The sequence below is a fragment of the Pseudovibrio sp. Ad26 genome (assembly GCF_001623285.1).
Taxonomy (GTDB): Bacteria; Pseudomonadota; Alphaproteobacteria; order Rhizobiales; family Stappiaceae; genus Pseudovibrio; species Pseudovibrio ascidiaceicola.
Map to the genome: position 1 here is coordinate 429,224 of NZ_LMCE01000088.1, position 18,838 is coordinate 448,061.

An 18,838-nucleotide genomic window follows, 5' to 3' on the forward strand; every position below is an offset into this window, starting at 1 on the left:
TCGGATAAAGATACGCAAAAACAAAGACTAAAGCAGTTCAGGTATTTCAATTTAAATGCGAACTGCTTTAAGGCCTCAACCGCTCAAGAAACGGCGCAACAACCGGGCCCCAGACTTTAGGACCCTCGTCCCTCAGAAAGAGATCATGACCATTCTCACCCTCAAGCGGTAAAATGGCAAGCTCTTGCTTTGCATCACTTTCTGATGTGTAGGCCTTAAAAAAGAACTTGGCTAACTTCGGGCTATAGAACTCATCATTTTCCGTATAAATCCAGAGTGTTGGTAGCGTTGTCCCAGCCCCAAACATCCTGAAACCTTGTTCTGCCTGTTCTAAATCCCGCGCACTATAATCATCTATTGCCACTGCCCCCGGTGCGAAAGCGATGACACCGCGAACACCATTTGGAGCCTTCCGAGAAGCAGCTAATACGCTGTTCCCACCTGCAGAAATTCCGAGAAGGACAATATGATCAGCAACCACAAACGGCTGATCCTGAAAGTAACGCACTGAACTATTGATATCATGAACGCGCTCCTCAAGGACCTTTATGAAACCGTCTGAATCCCCATCCTCAACAACAGAACGCTGCCCCTCTGAACGTCCGTAGCCTCTGCGAATAACAACAGCAACTGCATATCCTCGCGCAAGAAACCACCTGATTGCAGCGTCAGGACGGAAATCATAAGGGCCTTCACGAGGAGCACTCCGAGCCGCCCCATGAGTAAAGACCGCCAGAGGAAAAGGCCCTTTCCCATCAGGTTTAAAGGTGGTCGCATCCAAAGTGATCGTCCTACTGCCGTCTTCCAACTCAACCGGAACCCGCCAAATCTGCATATTCAGTTCACCAAGCGGCTCACTGATGGGACCACCCTTTTGATGCGGCGATTGCGCAAGAGAGGCTTGCACAAAAAACAAGAAAACCAAAACTGACAAACTGGTGATGAAACCCGAGACCACGTCCCGCTTATTGAGCCTATAAAACATCTTGCCCTCACTTGAATTACAATTGCATTACAATACAATTACAAATGAAGCACGATTCTCACACAACTGCAAGCTGGATTATTCAAGACAGAAAGACCAGGAAATGTAGGACTTAGGGCGCTTCTCGGAACATTGATGAAACGACAGTGTATCTCCGAAAAGTGGAGACCGGTTTTCGGATAAAGATACGTAAAAACAAAGACTAAAGCAGTTCAGGTGTTTCAGCTTAAATGCGAACTGCTTTAGTTCAGCGGCTCATCACCGCTCTTCTTCTCATGCTCAAGATCGATCACACCGCGTTCAAGCGGGCCGTTGTAAAGAATGTCTTTGTTCTTATCGATCCAGACAAGAATTTCGGCAACAGCTGCAAACATGTCTTGCGGAATGAGCTCTTCTATCTCCACTTCCGCATGCAACATACGGGCAAGCTTCACATTGGCAAAAATCGGCACACCTGCCGCCTCAGCTTCTGTACGCATCTTAAGCGCAGTCAGATCAAGCCCCTTGGCAACCACCAATGGTACAGCAACCTCATCCGGGCGATAGGAAATGGCAACCGCGTAGTGCATCGGGTTTACTACAACAGCACTGGCTTTGCGGGTATTCTCAAGGTTGTCGCTCATGAGAATTTCCTGAGAAATCCGCTTACGCTGCCCTTTAATTTCAGGACTGCCCTCGGACTCCTTATGTTCCCGCTTCACCTCTTCCTTCGTCATCTTCAGGCTCTTGATGTGGGTGTGCTTCTGAAACATAAAATCAAGGATCGCCACGCCAACAAAGGCCAGAAATGAAATCCCGAGGATCAGTTTCATAATCGCACCACTGATATTAGCAATGCAGGGAATGCCGCAGGAGAGCGAGTTGATGTAAGCGCCAATTGCGTACTTCACTGTGAAGTAGAGCATGGTGCTGAGCAAGGCGATTTTCAGGATGGATTTGAGAACCTGCACCACCTGCTTCATGGAAAAGATGCGCTTGAACCCTTCAGCCAGACTGATCTTGCTCAGCTTGGGCATGATGCTGTCAACGGCCCAGAGAAAGCCAAACTGCACGAAGTTGCCAAAGATGCCCGCCGCAATGGCAACACCAATCAGCGGCAGCACAATGTCCATAAAGGTCGAAAAAACACCAAACACCCCTTCTCCGGCGGAGGAAGAAAAGTCTCGCCGTGTCGCCAGACTGGCCATGTCATCCATCAGGCCAACCAGCTTGGAGAAATTGCGGTCCCACGCAAACCAGAGATAAGCAATCACCGCAAACAGCGAGATGGTGGTCGTCACCTCGGTACTCTTGGCCACCTGCCCTTTTTCACGAGATTCACGCTCTCGTTTGGGGGTGGGAAGTTCGGTTTTTTCGCCAGCACTCTGCCCACTCATGGACGGACCTCAAGCTTTTGATCCTGATAGATATCCTTGCCTTTTTCAAAGATCCCGAAGATCTCGTCCGTAAACAACTTCAGCTCAATCTGGTGCTCTGCTGCTTCTGGCAGCAGGAATGACAGATAGAACGTCAACAGAATGACGGCCACGCCACTCTTGATCGGCATGGCAAGAATGAACACCTGAATTTGCGGATCAAACCGGCTGATAATCGCCAGTGCAAACTCTGCAAGGAACATCAGGATCACCAATGGTGCAGCCATAACAAACATCAGGCGCATCGCATTGTCGAAGATCGACAGGATCAGCTCCGGGAAATCCTCTGGCAGAACAGGAATAAACTCTGTCACCGGAAAGATCATGTAGGAGTTATAAACCAGTGTCAGGATGAAGAAGAACCCTGGCGTCAGGAAGAGATAGAGAATGAACGCACGGGAGAACAAATCCCCGACGGGCGAGCTCTCGTTCCCCAACATCGGATCAATACTGGAGGCAACCGCAGCACCGCGCTGGTTGTCAATCAATGTCCCAGCGGACTGCACAGCCCAAAGCAGACAAGAGATCGTATAGCCAATCAGAAACCCGATGGCATACTCCTTGAAGAAGTAGACAACAAACATCGATCCGGTTGGCGAAAACCCGTCTACATACTGCAGGTTATAGGGGTACAGCGGGATCGCAATCACCATCACAACCACATTGCGCGCCATGCGCGACATCAACGTGGCATTGAAGATCTGTGATGTTGCAAACACCGCAAAAATACGCGGAAACGTCAGCAACAAAACAAGAAATGCATCACGATGGACTGTGGTGATCTCCGCAAGCAGGTTCATTGGCGTTACCTGACCAAGGTCGGAAAATCATCAAACAAAGCCTGCGTAAAGCCAATGGTCTCCGAGCCAAGGAAGCTGGACATCATGAACAGCGTCAGCGCCACGGCGATCAGCTTGACCCCAAACTGGATTGTCTGCTCCTGCATCTGCGTCAAAGCCTGCAACAGCGACACAGCAAGGCCGACAAGCGAGGCAACAATGATTGGCGGCAAAGACAGCATCATCACAAGGATCATCGCCTCGGAAATGCGGTAGACGGCGTCTTCAGGGGACATAAGCTACTCCTCTCACATTTCCGGCTAAACGTAGGTCTTGATGAGACCGAGGATCAAACGCGACCACCCATCCACGGCCACAAACAGGAACAGTTTAAACGGCAGGGAAATCGTCAGCGGCGACACCATCATCATGCCCATGGCAAGCAGGATGTTGGAAACAACAAGGTCAATCGCAAGGAACGGCAGATACAGCAGGAACCCGATCTCAAACGCCTCACGTAACTGCGAAACGGTATAGGCCGGCAGCAGAATTGCGATGCTGTCCTCTGTCATGCTTGCGGAAATATCAGCAGGCCACAACTGGCGGGACGCCTCAAGGAAGAACGCCTTTTCCTTGCTGTCCGCGTGCTTGGCGAGAAAATCTTCAAGCGGCCCCTTGGCAGCAACAAAGGTGGTCTTCATCTCCTCCACTGTGGTGATGGAGAGGTTTCCTTGCTCTACGATCTCAAATGTCTGCAAAAAGACCGGCAGCATGATGTAGCCGGACAAAATGATAGCCAGCGCATTCAACGCCATATTAGGTGGAATCTGCTGCACGCCAAGCGCGTTACGCACCAGCAGCAGCACCACCGAAAGCTTGATAAAGGATGTGGCGACAATGGCCAGAAATGGAACAAGGGCCACAACCACAAGCACTAATATGAGCGAGAATGGATCAGACGTCATCAGCAAATCTCAGATTGGGCGCCTTTGGGCACCTCTGGTTATGTTAGGCTTTGGCGTGACCGAAAGCAGCTTTAAAGGCCGGTGCCCCGGTCAGTTTTGGAAATGCGCAGTGCGACCCGCTCATCAATCTGCACCAGATGCCCCTTGGCAATGCGCTTGCCCGCAGCTCGCACATAAACCGGTGTCTCTTCATTGAGCGCAGGCACATCAATGTTCACCAACGATCCCGCCGCCCAGCTTTCCAGCTCGGCAATAGAGATCTCGCGCTCATCAACTTCAAACCGCACCGGCACTGTCATCTGCGACAGATCAATGGAGCCAATTTCCTCAGCATCACTCACCTGTTCCGCATTCGCTTCTTCGGTTAGCTCACTCATACCGTTCACACTCTCAATTCGTTCGCAGCCCCATCCCTGCTCAACCAGCACCAGATAATGCCGGCTCAGCGGCCCGTCCACGGTGATCCGTTGCCCCAGCGCAGGCGCATCCAGCACCACCAGATCCCCAATGCGCAGACTGGAAACCTCAGCGGTTGGCAACGACGCTTCACACAGCGTCAGGCAGATGGAGGTGTTCAACTGTTCACGCACCGCGCGCCACGCAGGCTGCGCGGTCAGCGGCAAATCTCCAAGAAAACCGGAGAGCGCGTCAGGCCGCACACCAACTTTGGCCAGCACAGGAGCACCGCCAATTTCGCCATACCGGACAGCAAACCAGCTCAGTTGCTCCAGTTCGCGCGCTGGCAACAAGGCAGATACAGCCTGCAACGGCAGCTCACTCTGGATCTTCGTAAAATCAGCAGGCAATTCATTGCGCAAGTTAGAAACAATGCCTTCAACCAGAGCATTGCGAAGTCCGTCTTCCAGCTCAAGAACATCCGCATAAGCGAGCGGCACATTCAGTTGTGCAGCAAACGGAAAGTCCTCAAGCACCAGCAGAGCTGTTGCACCAGATGCACTGCGCAACACACTCCCTTGCGCAAAAGCGGAAGGCGCCTCACTCACCTGAAAGTTCAGCGTGTGCGTGCTCTCAACCGTAATGTCCTGCTCCGCGTAGCTCAAAGCTGCGTTCCAGTAGGCCAGCGGGTCAGTTTTGGATTGGTAATTCAAGGATGTCATGAGCTCGTGCTGTTCCCCGCAAAGATGGAGGACAGACCTCCCATTGAAGACGAACCAGCATCAACACTCTCAATCTCCTGCTGTTCCAGTCGATCAAGAATGCGGATTTTCCGGTCAGGAAACCGCTGCTGCAAAGTGCTCATGAGCCCCTGCGCTGCAGCCTGAACTTCACCAGCAACCCGGTCACCACTCACGCGCTCCAGCACAACAGCCAGACCGCCTTGTGTTGTCATAACTTTCAGTCCCGCAAGGCCAAACCGGTTGGCATCAAGGGTCAGGCTCAAGACGCGTCCATCACTTTTGTCTGCCATGGCCTCTGTGCGCATAGCCTGTTCAATCTGGTTCGCAATCGCACTCATCGCCTTATCGACACGCGCCTCAGTACTCGCCTGACGCACGGAGCTGAACAGCTCGGACGGATTGGAAACGGAAATACTGCGGGCTTCAGCGGGATCAGACGCGGCCAGCAACCGGGCATGGCTCAAGTCAAGCGGGTCAGTCTGCCCTTGCTCGGAACCTTCGCCCTCCTCCTGAAAAGCACCCTTTCCATGAACTGGAACAGACTTGCCTTCGGCGCTGCGCAACTGTTCCTGAAACAAGCTGACATCCTGCCGGTTCAACCCCTCGGAAAATTTGTTGCCCTGCTGCTTGCCAGACGTTTTGCCATGCTCACGAGGTTGCTTACCACGTATATTTTCAAGATTTTGCTGCTGCTCAAGTGGCTGCGAACCCTGAGAAACTTTCATAATTCCACTTGCCTTCGCCCGGAAAACTGCTCCTCGATCTCCTGCTCCTCCGCAGCCTCCATTAAGGCATTAGTCTCAACCCGAAGATCATCCGCAACCTTTCCATACTTATCTTTGATGCGAAGTGCTTTTTGATACTCAAGGCGGGCAGCATCCGCATTTTTAAGCGCACGATCATAAACATAGGCCGCGCGTTCCGCTGCGTCCTCCAGCTTTTTGACCGCATTTTCAAGGATCTGTGCCTGCTCTTTCACTTTATCGAGATCATCCGTTGAAATGACCTTTTTGATGATCTCCAGATAAAGCGCATCCTGCTTGGCTGGCAGCGCGGCACGTTCATCTGCCGCAACTTGCCGCTTGTGCTCCAACTGCTCTTTGGCACGCCGAACTTTCTCCAGCTCAGCATTGAGCGTCCTTTGAGCTTTCTGCTCCTTAAGTGTTTTGACGAGATGAAGTTTTTTGATTTGGTTGATCACGCAACAGTGCTCTTCAATTTGCCCAAGGCCTCATCAAAGCCATTGAACTCATCTGTGCGCTGCTGAAGGAACTCCTTGATCGGCTTGTTCTTGGCAATCGCCAGATCAGCCTCAGTATCAGCCCCCTTCTGGTACTCACCAATCTGCACCAGAAGCTCAACTTCCTCATACTTCGCCAGCAACGAGTTCACCTTGCCGGACATTTCACGATGTTCAGGCGTGGTAACCGCCGTCATCACACGGCTTTTGGAACTCAGAATATCAATGGCAGGATAATGGTTGGCCGCTGCCAGCTTACGCGACAGCACAATATGCCCATCCAGAATGGAGCGGGTCTCATCAGAAACCGGCTCATTCATATCATCGCCTTCCATCAGCACCGTATAGAACGCGGTGATCGAGCCTTTGTCGTTCATCCCCGCACGCTCCATCAGGCGCGGCAGCGTGGCAAAAACAGACGGCGGAAAACCACGGCGGGTCGGAGGCTCGCCAACAGCAAGACCAATCTCACGCTGCGCACGAGCAAAACGGGTTACAGAATCCATCAGCAGCAGCACGCGCTTGCCTTGATCGCGGAAGTATTCTGCAATTGAGGTCGCCACAAACGCCGCTTTTGAGCGTTCCAGGGAACTCTTGTCAGAAGTAGCAACAACCACAACGGACTTCTTCATCCCCTCTGGCCCAAGGTCGTGCTCAATGAACTCACGCACCTCTCGGCCACGTTCACCAATCAGTGCCAACACGGTCACATCAACGGCAGCACCCTTCACAAGCATCGCCATCAGCGTAGACTTACCGCCACCAGCAGAGGCAAAAATGCCCATACGCTGCCCTTCGCCTGTGGTCAGCATACCATCAATAGCACGCACCCCCATTGGCAAGGGTTTGTCGATAATCCGGCGCTGCATCGGGTCCGGCGGTTCCTGATTGACCGGATAATGCGTTGCAGGTGTAAACTCCCGGTCCAATCTATCAATGAAATTGCCCATGCCATCTAAAACCCGGCCAAGCAACCCTTCCCCAACGGGAACAGACTGCACATGCCCGGTCGGACGAACCTCTGTATCTGGCCCAACGCCATAAAGTTCGCCAATAGGGGCCAGCAGCGCTTCATCATCATGAAACCCAACCACTTCAGCCATGAGCTTGCGACCCGTAGAGCGTGTGTAAAGCTCTGCGATTTCACCAATCTCCACTTTCGGCACCACCGCATGGATGAGCGTACCCACCACTTTGCGCACCCGGCCAGTCAGCGGATAAGGCTCTACATCTGTCGCAGCTTTAACAAGCGCACGCCCAAGCCCCGGCAACCGGGACTCAATTTGCTTACGGCGCTCTTCGACGTGTTCGGCAGGTTCAATGAAAGATGTCATTCCCCCTCCAAAGATCGCATGGAGGGCATTTGAGGAGCTGACGTTCTGCGCAGAATCTCTTCAATTTCTTCCAGCCGGACTTGTAAGTTGCCATCAACCCGGCCAACGGGTGCATCAAGCACAATGTGAGCGCCCTGCAAGTCTCCGTCCTCAACGATTTCAAGAAACTCGATCTGCTTGAAACCATCCGTGATGGAACGGGTCATAGCCATCGCCCTGGCGTACATCTCAGGCGCAACATGCAGCCGCACACGCTTTTCAGCACGCAGCGATTTCAGCATGCTGCGCGCCATCAGGCGCACGCGGTCCGCATCATCAAACTCATCCAGCAAACGGCGCAGCAGTGTAATTGTGACGCCGACAATATCATGCTCGATCTCACGCAAGCGTGTGTCCAGCACAGCTTGCTCACCAAGAATACGCTCACAAGCTTCGGACCGTGCTTTACGCACACCGTCCTCATACCCCTGCTTTTGCTGCTCTTCATAAACGCGCGTCGCATCCTTCAGAATTTCTTCTGCCTTGCGCTGCGCATTTGCGATGATCTGCTCAGCCGTTTCAACACTAGTGAACTCGGCTTCCTTGATGATATGAGTGCCCGGCGTCAGGTTTGCGCCCAGCTCTTTCAGTCTATAAATGCTCGCCATTCTGGCAATCTCCGACGCAAATACTGGACAAAATGCTCTTGCTGCTCTGCTCGCATAACCTGCAAGCGAGCGCTCAGTTTCTCGTTGATTTCATTGGAAAAGCGAAGGCGAACAAGCGGCTCAAGTTTTTCATCAACAGCACTGACAAAAGCCAGAATGCCCTCGGCACCAACGAGTGTCAGCGCCTGCAAAGCCTCTTCATCACTTCCGCGGCATAGATGATGGAATGCCTCATCATTCTCGCTTTCATAGCCAAGCGAGCTGAAGAAGAACGCCACATCGCGAATGGCGATATCAAAAACCTCTTCACCAAAAAGGGCTTCCATACGCTGACAGTCATTCTTCAGCACAAGGCGCCCGATCATTTCATGAAGTCTGGCAATCGCAATGATGCGCACGACGCCGCCAAAATCTTCAGCACCCAAACTGCACAACATCAGTGCAAGTCGAGCCTGCTCTGATACTGCCAAAGTTTTCGTGACCGCCACATCGACAGCAAGTGCAGTCAGTCCGAGTTTTTGTGAGACATGCGTGTTCAAAGGCCGCTGAAAATCTCCCTGCCCGGCCAGACCACGCAGCACGCTCAACTCAAGACCGGACACTGCCAGATGGTCATCATGCGCAAAGGAAAGAGGGTTCAGCAAAGACGCAGCAAGTCTGGCCTGAAGCGGCCAGACTGCGGAGTGATGTGGAGTGCCTGTCATCATGCCAGTCCCCTGCTACTAAGCAAGTTCTTCAGGCAGAAGCTCGTCGTCATCTCCGCCTCTGGCTTTTTTACCGCCGGAGCTGATCTGCTTGAACAGCAAATAGCCAACACCGCCAACCAACAGCAGCAGCACAACACCGATAGCCCCAAGGATCTGCCAGAACATACCGGCGTCATCACGCGCAATGCGCAAGCCTGGGAACACAGCCTCATATTCCTGCGCAGAACGCTGTGAGACGGGCTTCAGTTCACGTGCAGGCACAAGCGCAACAGAAACGCTGGCATACTCAACACCTTCAATTGCGTTACTGACCAAACGCTTGATCTGAGGGATCAGAAATTCAATATCAAACTCAGGGCGATGCTTGATGAAGATCGCTGCAGAAGAAGGTTTTACCTCTTCACCAAGATCCGCCTTTTCCGGCAAAACGATGTGAACGCGCGCAGAAACAATACCATCGATTTCGGTAATGGTCTCAGATACTTCCTCACTCAACGCATAGATAAAGCGAATACGTTCTTCAAACGGCGACGAGATAATGCCGGATTTCTGAAAGACCTGACCAAGCGTGTCACGCGCACGTTTTGGCAAACCATTGGCGTTCAAAATAGTGACGGCACGCTGAATATCTTCGTCATCCACCTGCAAGGTGACAAGACCGTCTCCCAGACCAACTTTCTGAGCAGACACACCATTTTCCAGCAACAGGCTAAGCATTGTGTTTGCTTCCTGTTCGGAAAGATTGGTGTACAGATCTGTGTTGCAGGCGGCCAAACCAATCACCATGCCCACAATTGTAATAAAACGCCGAATATTCATTTAGACTTTCACTATACCTACTGAATGCGCAGTCTTAATCAACGCATCAAAGCGTCCAAACCTTGCGTGGTTTTGCCTGCAATTTTCGAGCTCACATCAACCAGCAAAGAGTAATTCGCCACTTCGATCTGCATGTTGATCAGCTTGTCAAAGTGACTGAGTTGGCCACCTTCAGAAATTGCATTGATGTTGGAACTGGTCTCAGAAAAAACACCCCTGACCTTGGCCAACCCATCAATTACAAAGTTGCTGCCCGTCGGATTGACGGAAGCAATTTGTGTGGGTGCTGATACCGCTGCCACATTCTGGGCAGCATTAACCTGCTCCACTCCGCCAATGACCACATTGCCATTCACAATTTGCCCGGTCACTGGCGGCTGTACACCTCCAGCTGCGCTAAGCGCTGTTTGGAACTGATCCTCGAGCCCGGTAACATCGCCTGTAGAACCACCGGCTGATGGAGCTCCGCCCTGCAGCGCCTGCTGCAGTTGGGAGGTGAGTGCGCTGTCCAATACTGTTGCCATGAATGCTCCTCACGTACTGCTGAAACTAAGGTAACCTGAGCTAAACGTCCTTAACGGGACATCATCGCGCTCACTGGATTGGCAAGGTCATCTCTGGAAGACAAAGCCTGCGCAGCAATCTCGGCACACGGCGTACCAGCTGCCATCTCACAAACTTCACTCAGGATTTCGCAGGCCGTATCAACCTCACCCTTACGAAGCAGCGCCAGTCCGCGATACGTCTGGATGGTATCGGTCGGCGGCGCATTCTCCAGACAGAGCAAGGCCTCATCCACATTGCCGCGCGTCATCGCAGCAAGGCTCCGCCCTAGGGGTCCAGCTTCCTGGTCCGGACGCATCACCTGAAACGCTTTGAAAATGGAGTCAGCATGCTCTGCAAGACCATAAGAGACAGCAATAAAGCCGAGCTCCGCGATCACCTTTACGGTTTCGCTATCAAAATCTTCTGCGTTCATTCCACCCTCATTCCAAAGCCTGCATGCGACCTGCTATCTTCAAAGAGCAAGCCGCATACGTATTCTTGTTGTCAGTCGATCGATTAAACCTTGCTACCCAAACCTAACGATTGTCCCAGCGAGCACCCTGATGAGGTGGAACTGGAGGAGGAGTATTCCCGCCCTTCAAATTATCCGGTTTAGGCAATGGGGCTGGCTTTCCATCCGTCGTAAAGTTTTCGTAAATCGCCTGATCATCACCAAGAAGCACATCAGAATAGTCACTGCTGTTCTCTACAGCACTCTCCACCCCTGAATTTACGTAGAGTGGCTCATTGTTCACAGCGCCGACCTTCTCCCCCCACTGAGAATTCACCTGAGACTGATCGATAGTCGCGTAAGTCTCATCAAGCAGGAAACTGCCCGGCTCTGCCAACGGTCCGGCATTAAAGTTCAGCTTGTTGTAAGGGTTCTCATTATCGATGACCTGACGGTCGATGTCAGCCAACACGCGAGCAGATTCCTTAAGCTGATTAGCGGTAAAACGCTCAACAACAGGTGCCCCCTCTTTCGTGCCAGCCCCCTTATTGATTGCAGTATAGAGTTGATCACCAAGAGCCTGCTTTTTCTGCCCAACCTCATAACGAGGACCGGTCTGCACTTCTGCATAAAGCTCTTCTTCAACGCCTCCAACAGCGTCAGACAGACTGCCTTCCACACCGGGCACATCTGTATAATGACTTCCATAGATCGAGTTCGGCAAAACAAGCGACCCATCAGTATCAATGAAATGCCCCGCCCCACTGGTCACGGCAATCTGATCATTTGCACTTGCATCAGAAAGAGCGTCTTTAACCAAAGACTTGATCGTTGTGCTCAATTCTTGCAATGCTCCGAAACGCACATCATTGCTGTGATATGTCGGATTGCTTTGAACCTTCTCAAAGGCTGCTGCCAGAATATCACCAGTTTTCGCCTGATGGTTTTGAAGCCCACCTTTTTCCAAACCAGCAGAGATCTCATTCTTTGCCAATTGTGTAAAGACATGCCAGTTGTTCAGCTTTTTGTCGTGGGTTTGCAACGCATTCCCAAACAGTTTGCCCCCAGTCAGCTTGGCCAAACTTGCCTTGGAAACCTTACTGCTTCCATCCTTTGTCTCTGCACTATAGATGGTTTCACCATCTCTGATTTCACCACCAGTAACACGAACCTGCGCATTGTCTTTAACGAAGTCCCTGTTCGCCGGGTGATCAATCTGCGCCAAAACATCAGATAATTGGCTACTACTGGAAAAGCTAACTCCGGTCATTCTTGCCTCCGCATTCCATAAGCCTCAAACGGCTCGTTACCTGTAAATTCTTGAATTTAGAATGCACGTTTGAGGCACGTAGCTGAGTGCCGTTGGTCACAGCCACGGACATTTCCTGCAGAAAAAACATCAGAACACGGGTTGGTTATTCTCCGTTATCTCAATAACTTAGCATTAAGTGCCGAACAGCACAAAGGCCGATCCAACAGAACCGGCCTCTCAGAAATAAATGGCATGCAAGAAGCAGGAACTAAGCAACTGCCATCTGGCGGGCAATTGCTCTCATCTCAAGCTCTTCCCAAACCCGCATTTGCTCATTAAAACTGCGTATCTGATCGTTAGATGCCGAGATATTCTGCCTATCTGCAGATCCGAACGTTTTGATCATGATTTCAGCCAGAACCTCATCAGAGGTTTCGTCCTGAACACAGCCACTGGTCCGCACGAGGTATGCCAACCCAAGCTCAATCTTCTCTTCCGCCTCATCAAACATTTTTGCTGCGATTGAAAAGATCGGAGCCGATGGAAGTACATCAATAACAATAGCATTAATGCGTGTGAGCTCGCCGAAACTCAAAGCTATCTCTGAAGGTCCACCATCACCAAATGCCTGCTGAATAATCTCCTTCATATACTCAACCACATCACAATCATGCGCTTTGATCTGATTTTCAATGAGGACTTCAAAATCGAACCATGTCCCGGCATCTTCAATATCATGCGTTTGCTGCTCGAATGCCTTTGCCCAGGCAACCAGAAACCGACTTCTGACACCGAGCTTTTCCAACATTTCCCAGAGAGGACGCGAGACACTGAAAGCGCCCGGCTTCACCAGTTTCGTTTGAAAGACAAGTTCATCCTCAGTTCGCCCGCGCGCCTTTTTCAGCGGAGGAATAAGCAGATCAGACTTTCGTATTTTCAGATCATATTCACTACTGAGAAGCGCACTCAGCAGGTCGTTAAGTGTTGGCCTTGAAGGAAGAACAAGGTCAATCATAAAGCATCATTCCAGTTTTGTTGTTATTATGTTGGCACAGTTGAAGCACTGCGAACCGTGCGAATTGCATGTGAATTTTTCGTCTGATAATCCCGATCAAACGACAGAACTTTAATCCGGCGTTCTGTGACTTTGGCTTCCTGCACTTCGCGTTCAACGGCATCATCTTCAGCACCAGAAAACGCATCTTCGACACGGATTTCGTGCCCACCTTCATCCGCAACGTCGCTCTCTTCACCAACCGGCGTAATCTTGGCGGCCTTGGTCTTCAGCTTGTCGCGGCTATAGGCTTTCTCACGCACAGCTTCATCCTCGTCAGAACCACCCGTCTCCACCTCACCCTTCTCATCAAGCAACTCACGCGATTGCTGGAGGGAGAGTTCAGTAGCTGAAGCGTCACTCATGCTATTAAAACTGGCTTCATAAGCAGAATGCTCATCATGTGGTACGTCTACAGGTGGCTGAACATCATCCGTTGGACAAACACCGTCACCGTGATGAGGGATGTCACCATGCATACCATCGTCACCACCAGTTGGTGTCGAGGGCCGTCGCTCCAGATAGTCGTCCAGATTACGTCGTCCTAACCCCGCATAAGAAAACCGAAAGTCATCATCACTGACGTATCGCATTTGATTACCCGCCAGCTGAAAACCGAGAGAAGACATCAGCAACGCACTGGAAACACCAACGGTCGCCTTTGGCTCCTCTTTGAAGTTCTCAGGCAGAACAGTCACAGCGCCCTGGTTCTTCAAATAGGAACTCAGCGTCTTGAGGGAGGAGAACTTCAGTCCCTTTGGGTTGTTCTTCTCTTCCTCATAAACAAACTGCGAAATGTAGCTGATGGCCTCATCAAACAGCTCCTGACGTTGATCGACAGAATCCTCATAGAAGCTCTGCGCCGCCTCATTCCTCAACAACTGATAAAACACATTCCAGTTGGAGACCTTTTGCTCTGGTCGATCTGCTTTATGCTGAAGAAATCGGGTGTGGCGTGTCACAGCGCGGCATAGTCCAAGCACTTTATCACTAAGCCCGTCCCCGTTTTCGCGAGAGACTGTGGCCTTGTAAAGCACCTCACCATTTTTGCTCGCACTTCGGGTCAGGCTCACACGGGCATCCTGAACCGACTTGCCCGAAATAGCAGCCTCAAGGCGTGCGACCACATTGGTGTAACGGTCATTTTGAGAAAAGAGGATTTCAGTCATTGTGGCCCGCCAGATACCGACAGCCGCCAAACCACCCTCCTCAGGATCAGTCACAGGATACTGTCTTAAATTTTTGGAGAAAGAAACGTTTAAGCCCCATGAAAGGAGCTAGGATTTTTAGAGGTTTATCAGAGAAGCTGGTTCAAACAGGTCATGTTCATCATCGTCAGCTGCACTTTCAGCCAACCCACCCATTTCACGAACAATCTTCAGCCAGCCTGCCGAAACATCAGCAAATGCTAACACAAACTTGGCAAGTTTTTGAGCATCCCAGGCAACAGCACGAAGGTCATTATGCATGACCAGCGCATCGTTTTCGATCAGCACCAGACGCATGCCGCCTGACTGGAAGCTTTGCGTGTTGTAAACGAGAACCAGCTCCAGGATCCGGTCTCTCTGTACCGCCGTCAGCTCACACAAACGCGCAGAAACACAGATACGATCGCTGTCTGTGACCAGCTTGAACTTTAAAGAAAATGCATCCAGGTCGACAACACGAATAGATGGATCCTGTTCATCTTCTTGTGGTTTCACACCTAATATCTGGCATGCATCATTGAGCAATTTATCGAGCATTGGGGTACTCCGCTTCCTTACTTTCTTGCAGACAACACTGCCAGAAAACGAAGAAACACAAAGTGCCAAACGATACAGTTTGAATAAGATGTAAACTCAATCCGCATTATTTTTCTATTATTATTCAAAAGCCTAGCAGATACAGAAAGAATGAATTTCTCTCACCATCCTACAACTTAAAAAAGAAATCCCCCAGAACACCGAAGCATTCCAGGGGACACATCTGTCAGTTCAAAGCAGCTTAGAAAGAAGACAGTTCACGGCGCAGTTTTTGCGTAATGTTCTGCAGTTCAGACTGCTTGCGAACAACACGCGGTGTAATCATCACCAACAGCTCAGTTCGCTTTGTGTCATTCGTTGTATTGTCCTTAAAGAGCTCGCCAAACACTGGGATCTTGCGCAGGATCGGCACACCAGACTCACCCTTTTCTTTGCGCTCCTGAATAAGGCCACCCAGCAAAATGGTCCGTCCGGATTCAACAACGATATCCGAGTTGATGGTTCTTGTTGCAATAGTCGGTGTCAGCGATGATTCAGTCTTGTTTTGCACCACATTACTCACCTCCTGCTGAATCTGCAGCAGAACGGAGTTGTTGGAACGAATATTCGGCTCAACCTGCAAAACAATACCGGTGTCTTTTACATCCACCTCATTGGTCACAGTCACGTTGCCATCATTGCTGGAAGATTGACTGCGAGACGCAAACGGCACCTGATCACCAATCACAAGACGCGCTTTACGGCCATCCAGAACAGTCAGATAAGGAGACGAGATCACCTTCACCTTGGTGATGTTCTGAAGTGCCTTCAACACCACATCAACCCCAACAGTATTGAGGGAAAGAGCACCACCAGCGCTAGCTGGACGAGAGGCCCCTTCTGCGACTGTACCAACACCACCCGCAAAATTGCCTTTACTCAGGTACCACTGGACACCATAGGAAAGGTTGTCATTAATGTTCACCTCAGCAATTGTCGCCTCAATCACCACCTGAGAAAGCGGCAGATCAAGTGCTTGCACAACATCGCGGATATGTTTGAATTCTTTATAGGTTGAGTTCACCAGCAACGCATTGTTCCGGCTATCAGCAACGATGCCTATTTTCTTGGCAACGGCGACTTTGGCACCGCGCGTCTCAGCAATATCGTCAAACAACTTATTCGCGTTGTTAAAGCGGTTGTTGATTGAATCTCCACCTGGATTTACGGAAACACCAGTAGCAGAAACCGGGAACTTGCGGGCAGAAGAGCCATTATTCTGAGCTTTTTGCTTCTGCTCATTAGCCGGCGGAGCAACAGAACCACTGCCCCCTTCACCCGCAAGGATCTGCGTGAGCTGCGTTGCAATTTCATTTGCAGGCAAATACTTCAGCGAGATGATCCGCACCTTAGGTGTATCAAGAAGACTATAATCCACTTCCTTCGTAATCCGGCGCACACGCTGCAACATCTCGCGGCTCTGTACAGCCACAAGCAAAGACTGCTGCGCCTCAAGCGGAATAACAGTCAGGGGCGAGTTTACTTGGTTTGGATAAAGCTGCTGAAACAGAGTGGTGATCTGCTTGGCAACCTGACTTGCTGAGCTCTGCTGCAAGCGCAACACAGATACAATCGTCTTGTCATTATCGCGATTGTAAAGGCTGTTCACCAACTCTTCAGCCGCACCAATATCTTCTGGTCGCGCCCGAACCGCAATCTTGTTCGATCCTTCAACCGCAACAGCAGAAGCTCCAGCTGGCAGGATAGCCTGCAGAACCTTCGCCGCATCATCGGGGGATGCTGAACGAACAGGCAGGATCCGAAGCTTAAGATCGCCCGCAGACCCAACACCAGAAAACTGCTCAATAGCCTGAATGGTTTCAGGACGGCCAATGTGGAAGATCTGATCAATGAGTTTCAGAATATAGCCATTGCGGCCCAAAAGCACACGAACCAATGACAGCATCTGATCTTTGGCAATTGGCTTTTCCGTCTGAAACGTAACAGCACCTTCCAGCGGCTCATCAATCACATAATTGACCTGTAAGATGCCACCCAGTGTTTGCTGGATGAAATATTCCAGCGTTTCACCGCGGAAGTTCAGACGCACCACATCAGAGGTTGCCTTGGCATCACTGGCCTGAGCAACGCTGATTTCCTGACGATTGGTGCGGTTCAGTCGCGAATCTGCCAGCAAAACCTTGGCTTCTTCATCATTGAAGTAGAAAGCCGCACCAGGTCTGCCTTTTTCTACATTTTCGCTATTCACCCAACGGGTGTTGATTGACCGCCCCAAGACCCCACGCGTGTTGGATGCCAATCTTGGTTGACCTGAAAGGGCAAGATGGTTTTCACGCTGGTTCTCTTCAGAAAAGAACCGCTGAAGCTGGTCAGACAACCCCGCTGGTGGAGCTGTATTATCCCATTCCTGATCAGCTGGCTGAGTTGTCGTACACCCCAACAGGATCAAAGAAAGAGAAAGTACACCTGCTGTCTTGCGCAGCATTGAACTTAGTTTAGCACCAATCATTTCAAACCTATGCGTTCAGCACAAGCGCCCAATACGATCCCCGGAGCTAAACGAACCAGGGGGCTATCGCACTTGTGCTGCCCGAACTTTATTCGATTACGTTAAACGCGGCCGTTATCTAAAAGCAGCTGAAGTCGGCCGGTCGTATCCGAAGTATCCTGACCATTAACGGACTGTTCCGCCACAGAAAGCGATTTGGAGATAGAGCTGGACACAAAGCCGACCAGACGCAAGGCGTACTCAGCTTCGAGAAGCGTCATCAAAGCCTTCTCATCTTTCACACGATCCTCAGCAAACACACGCACTTCCTCGCGCAGCTCTTCAATAATGGTGTGACGCTCATCAAACTCAGGTTTGGTCCCGTTCAGCTTGCTGGCAGCATCTGTCAAAGCACCCTCCAGTATAGACTGACCATGTTCGTCCATCTCACCAGTCTTGGGAGCTCCAGCCATTTCCTCAAGCGCAGTACGCAGCAAAGATTGCACCGCATCGCTTTCACTCAAGTCTTCAAGTTTGGTGTCCAGCTGCTGGACAGTGTCAGCAAGCGCAGTCTCCACCTCACCGATAGAGGTATTGATCTGGGCAATCTCACCATTCAGGCGGGCAACTTCTTTAGGATCCTGAACGAGTTCGCTATCTGGATCATCCGGATCACTTGGCACAGTTGCCGGAAGATTTGCCAGCTCATCTTGCTTGGAGGCAAGGCTGGTCTGCAGATCAGACAACTGGCCTTCCTGTTCCTGCTGCTGCAAGTCCAAAGCCTCAATGTCCGCCGCAATATCTTCCTGCAAAGCAAGCGCCTGCAGCAGCTCAGAGCGTGCAGAACGAACTTTTTCAGATTGTCCGATAAGATTTTGCTCTTTCAACGAGGTCTGAATTTCCTCAAACCGGGCAACAACCTGCCCGACAAGCACTTCCAGATTTCCGCTGTCTGGCGGTGGCTGCAAGCCGAACGCTGCCGACACCCCGACTGAGAGGAGCTGACTGGCAGACGGAATAGACTCAACACTCTTGTTCGCGGCCGGGCGAACAATCTGTGCACTGTTATCAATTGCATTGGATACAGATGAAGAACCAATTGGCGTAACTGCAGTCATCTCAGACTCCTTGAATTATCTCTACCTATATCTCGCAGATAACCCAGAGGTCGTGTTGTGCCTTAAAACACAGAACCTGCCCTCAATTGGACATTATTGGGACAATTACGGAGTGAAAAAAACGTTACTTCAATGTGTGTGCTGAACGTACAAC

20 protein-coding genes are annotated in these 18,838 nt (G+C 51.0%); all 20 read right to left on the minus strand.

Going from position 1 to position 18,838, the window contains the following annotated elements; genetic code table 11:
• Positions 1-67: 67 nt before the first annotated feature.
• Positions 68-985: an alpha/beta fold hydrolase gene (locus tag PsAD26_RS19145; protein WP_063311708.1), complete on the minus strand. Its 918-nt coding sequence runs from the start codon at positions 983-985 to the stop codon at positions 68-70.
• 242 nt (positions 986-1,227) lie between these two features.
• Positions 1,228-2,361, minus strand: a complete 1,134-nt coding sequence (gene sctU, locus PsAD26_RS19150; RefSeq protein ID WP_063311709.1) for a type III secretion system export apparatus subunit SctU — start codon at positions 2,359-2,361, stop codon at positions 1,228-1,230.
• A complete protein-coding gene (gene sctT / locus PsAD26_RS19155; RefSeq protein WP_057463728.1) occupies positions 2,358-3,200 on the minus strand; it encodes a type III secretion system export apparatus subunit SctT in 843 nt (280 codons plus the stop codon). Before sctT ends, sctU begins: the two co-directional genes overlap by 4 nt.
• Positions 3,201-3,205: 5 nt before the next feature.
• A complete protein-coding gene (gene sctS / locus PsAD26_RS19160) occupies positions 3,206-3,475 on the minus strand; it encodes a type III secretion system export apparatus subunit SctS (protein ID WP_008546860.1) in 270 nt (89 codons plus the stop codon).
• A 24-nt stretch (positions 3,476-3,499) separates the two neighbouring features.
• A complete protein-coding gene (gene sctR / locus PsAD26_RS19165; RefSeq protein WP_057463727.1) occupies positions 3,500-4,144 on the minus strand; it encodes a type III secretion system export apparatus subunit SctR in 645 nt (214 codons plus the stop codon).
• Positions 4,145-4,215: 71 nt separating this feature from the next.
• On the minus strand, positions 4,216-5,262 hold the full coding sequence (locus PsAD26_RS19170; RefSeq protein ID WP_063311710.1) for a FliM/FliN family flagellar motor switch protein: 1,047 nt from the start codon (positions 5,260-5,262) through the stop codon (positions 4,216-4,218).
• A complete protein-coding gene (locus PsAD26_RS19175) occupies positions 5,259-6,008 on the minus strand; it encodes a hypothetical protein (protein WP_063290631.1) in 750 nt (249 codons plus the stop codon). The genes PsAD26_RS19170 and PsAD26_RS19175 overlap by 4 nt, the downstream gene beginning before the upstream one ends.
• Positions 6,005-6,484, minus strand: a complete 480-nt coding sequence (locus PsAD26_RS19180) for a YscO family type III secretion system apparatus protein (RefSeq protein ID WP_063311711.1) — start codon at positions 6,482-6,484, stop codon at positions 6,005-6,007. The genes PsAD26_RS19175 and PsAD26_RS19180 overlap by 4 nt, the downstream gene beginning before the upstream one ends.
• The gene (sctN, locus tag PsAD26_RS19185) at positions 6,481-7,857 is read right to left on the minus strand and encodes a type III secretion system ATPase SctN (RefSeq protein ID WP_063311712.1); all 1,377 of its coding nucleotides are present in this window, start codon (positions 7,855-7,857) and stop codon (positions 6,481-6,483) included. The genes PsAD26_RS19180 and sctN overlap by 4 nt, the downstream gene beginning before the upstream one ends.
• Positions 7,854-8,504, minus strand: a complete 651-nt coding sequence (gene sctL / locus PsAD26_RS19190; protein WP_063311713.1) for a type III secretion system stator protein SctL — start codon at positions 8,502-8,504, stop codon at positions 7,854-7,856. Before sctL ends, sctN begins: the two co-directional genes overlap by 4 nt.
• On the minus strand, positions 8,483-9,211 hold the full coding sequence (locus PsAD26_RS19195; protein ID WP_063311714.1) for a hypothetical protein: 729 nt from the start codon (positions 9,209-9,211) through the stop codon (positions 8,483-8,485). The genes sctL and PsAD26_RS19195 overlap by 22 nt, the downstream gene beginning before the upstream one ends.
• 15 nt (positions 9,212-9,226) lie before the next feature.
• A complete protein-coding gene (gene sctJ, locus PsAD26_RS19200) occupies positions 9,227-10,030 on the minus strand; it encodes a type III secretion inner membrane ring lipoprotein SctJ (RefSeq protein ID WP_063311715.1) in 804 nt (267 codons plus the stop codon).
• A gap of 38 nt (positions 10,031-10,068) precedes the next feature.
• Positions 10,069-10,554: a hypothetical protein gene (locus PsAD26_RS19205; protein ID WP_063297671.1), complete on the minus strand. Its 486-nt coding sequence runs from the start codon at positions 10,552-10,554 to the stop codon at positions 10,069-10,071.
• A gap of 50 nt (positions 10,555-10,604) precedes the next feature.
• Positions 10,605-11,009 (minus strand): hypothetical protein, encoded by a 405-nt coding sequence (locus PsAD26_RS19210; protein ID WP_063297672.1) that lies wholly within the window; start codon positions 11,007-11,009, stop codon positions 10,605-10,607.
• A gap of 103 nt (positions 11,010-11,112) precedes the next feature.
• A complete protein-coding gene (locus PsAD26_RS19215; protein ID WP_063311716.1) occupies positions 11,113-12,297 on the minus strand; it encodes a hypothetical protein in 1,185 nt (394 codons plus the stop codon).
• 250 nt (positions 12,298-12,547) lie between these two features.
• On the minus strand, positions 12,548-13,294 hold the full coding sequence (locus tag PsAD26_RS19220; protein ID WP_063311717.1) for a hypothetical protein: 747 nt from the start codon (positions 13,292-13,294) through the stop codon (positions 12,548-12,550).
• A 26-nt stretch (positions 13,295-13,320) separates the two neighbouring features.
• Complete coding sequence (locus PsAD26_RS19225) at positions 13,321-14,556, minus strand: hypothetical protein (protein WP_208985765.1); 1,236 nt, start codon at positions 14,554-14,556, stop codon at positions 13,321-13,323.
• 63 nt (positions 14,557-14,619) lie between these two features.
• Positions 14,620-15,078 (minus strand): type III secretion system chaperone, encoded by a 459-nt coding sequence (locus PsAD26_RS19230; RefSeq protein WP_063311718.1) that lies wholly within the window; start codon positions 15,076-15,078, stop codon positions 14,620-14,622.
• Between the two features lie 241 nt (positions 15,079-15,319).
• Positions 15,320-17,587 carry a type II secretion system secretin GspD gene (gspD, locus tag PsAD26_RS19235; RefSeq protein ID WP_208985766.1) on the minus strand — a complete coding sequence of 756 codons (2,268 nt, stop codon included), beginning with the start codon at positions 17,585-17,587 and terminating at the stop codon, positions 15,320-15,322.
• Positions 17,588-17,688: 101 nt separating this feature from the next.
• A complete protein-coding gene (locus tag PsAD26_RS19240; RefSeq protein ID WP_063311720.1) occupies positions 17,689-18,684 on the minus strand; it encodes a hypothetical protein in 996 nt (331 codons plus the stop codon).
• Between the last annotated feature and the right edge of the window lie 154 nt (positions 18,685-18,838).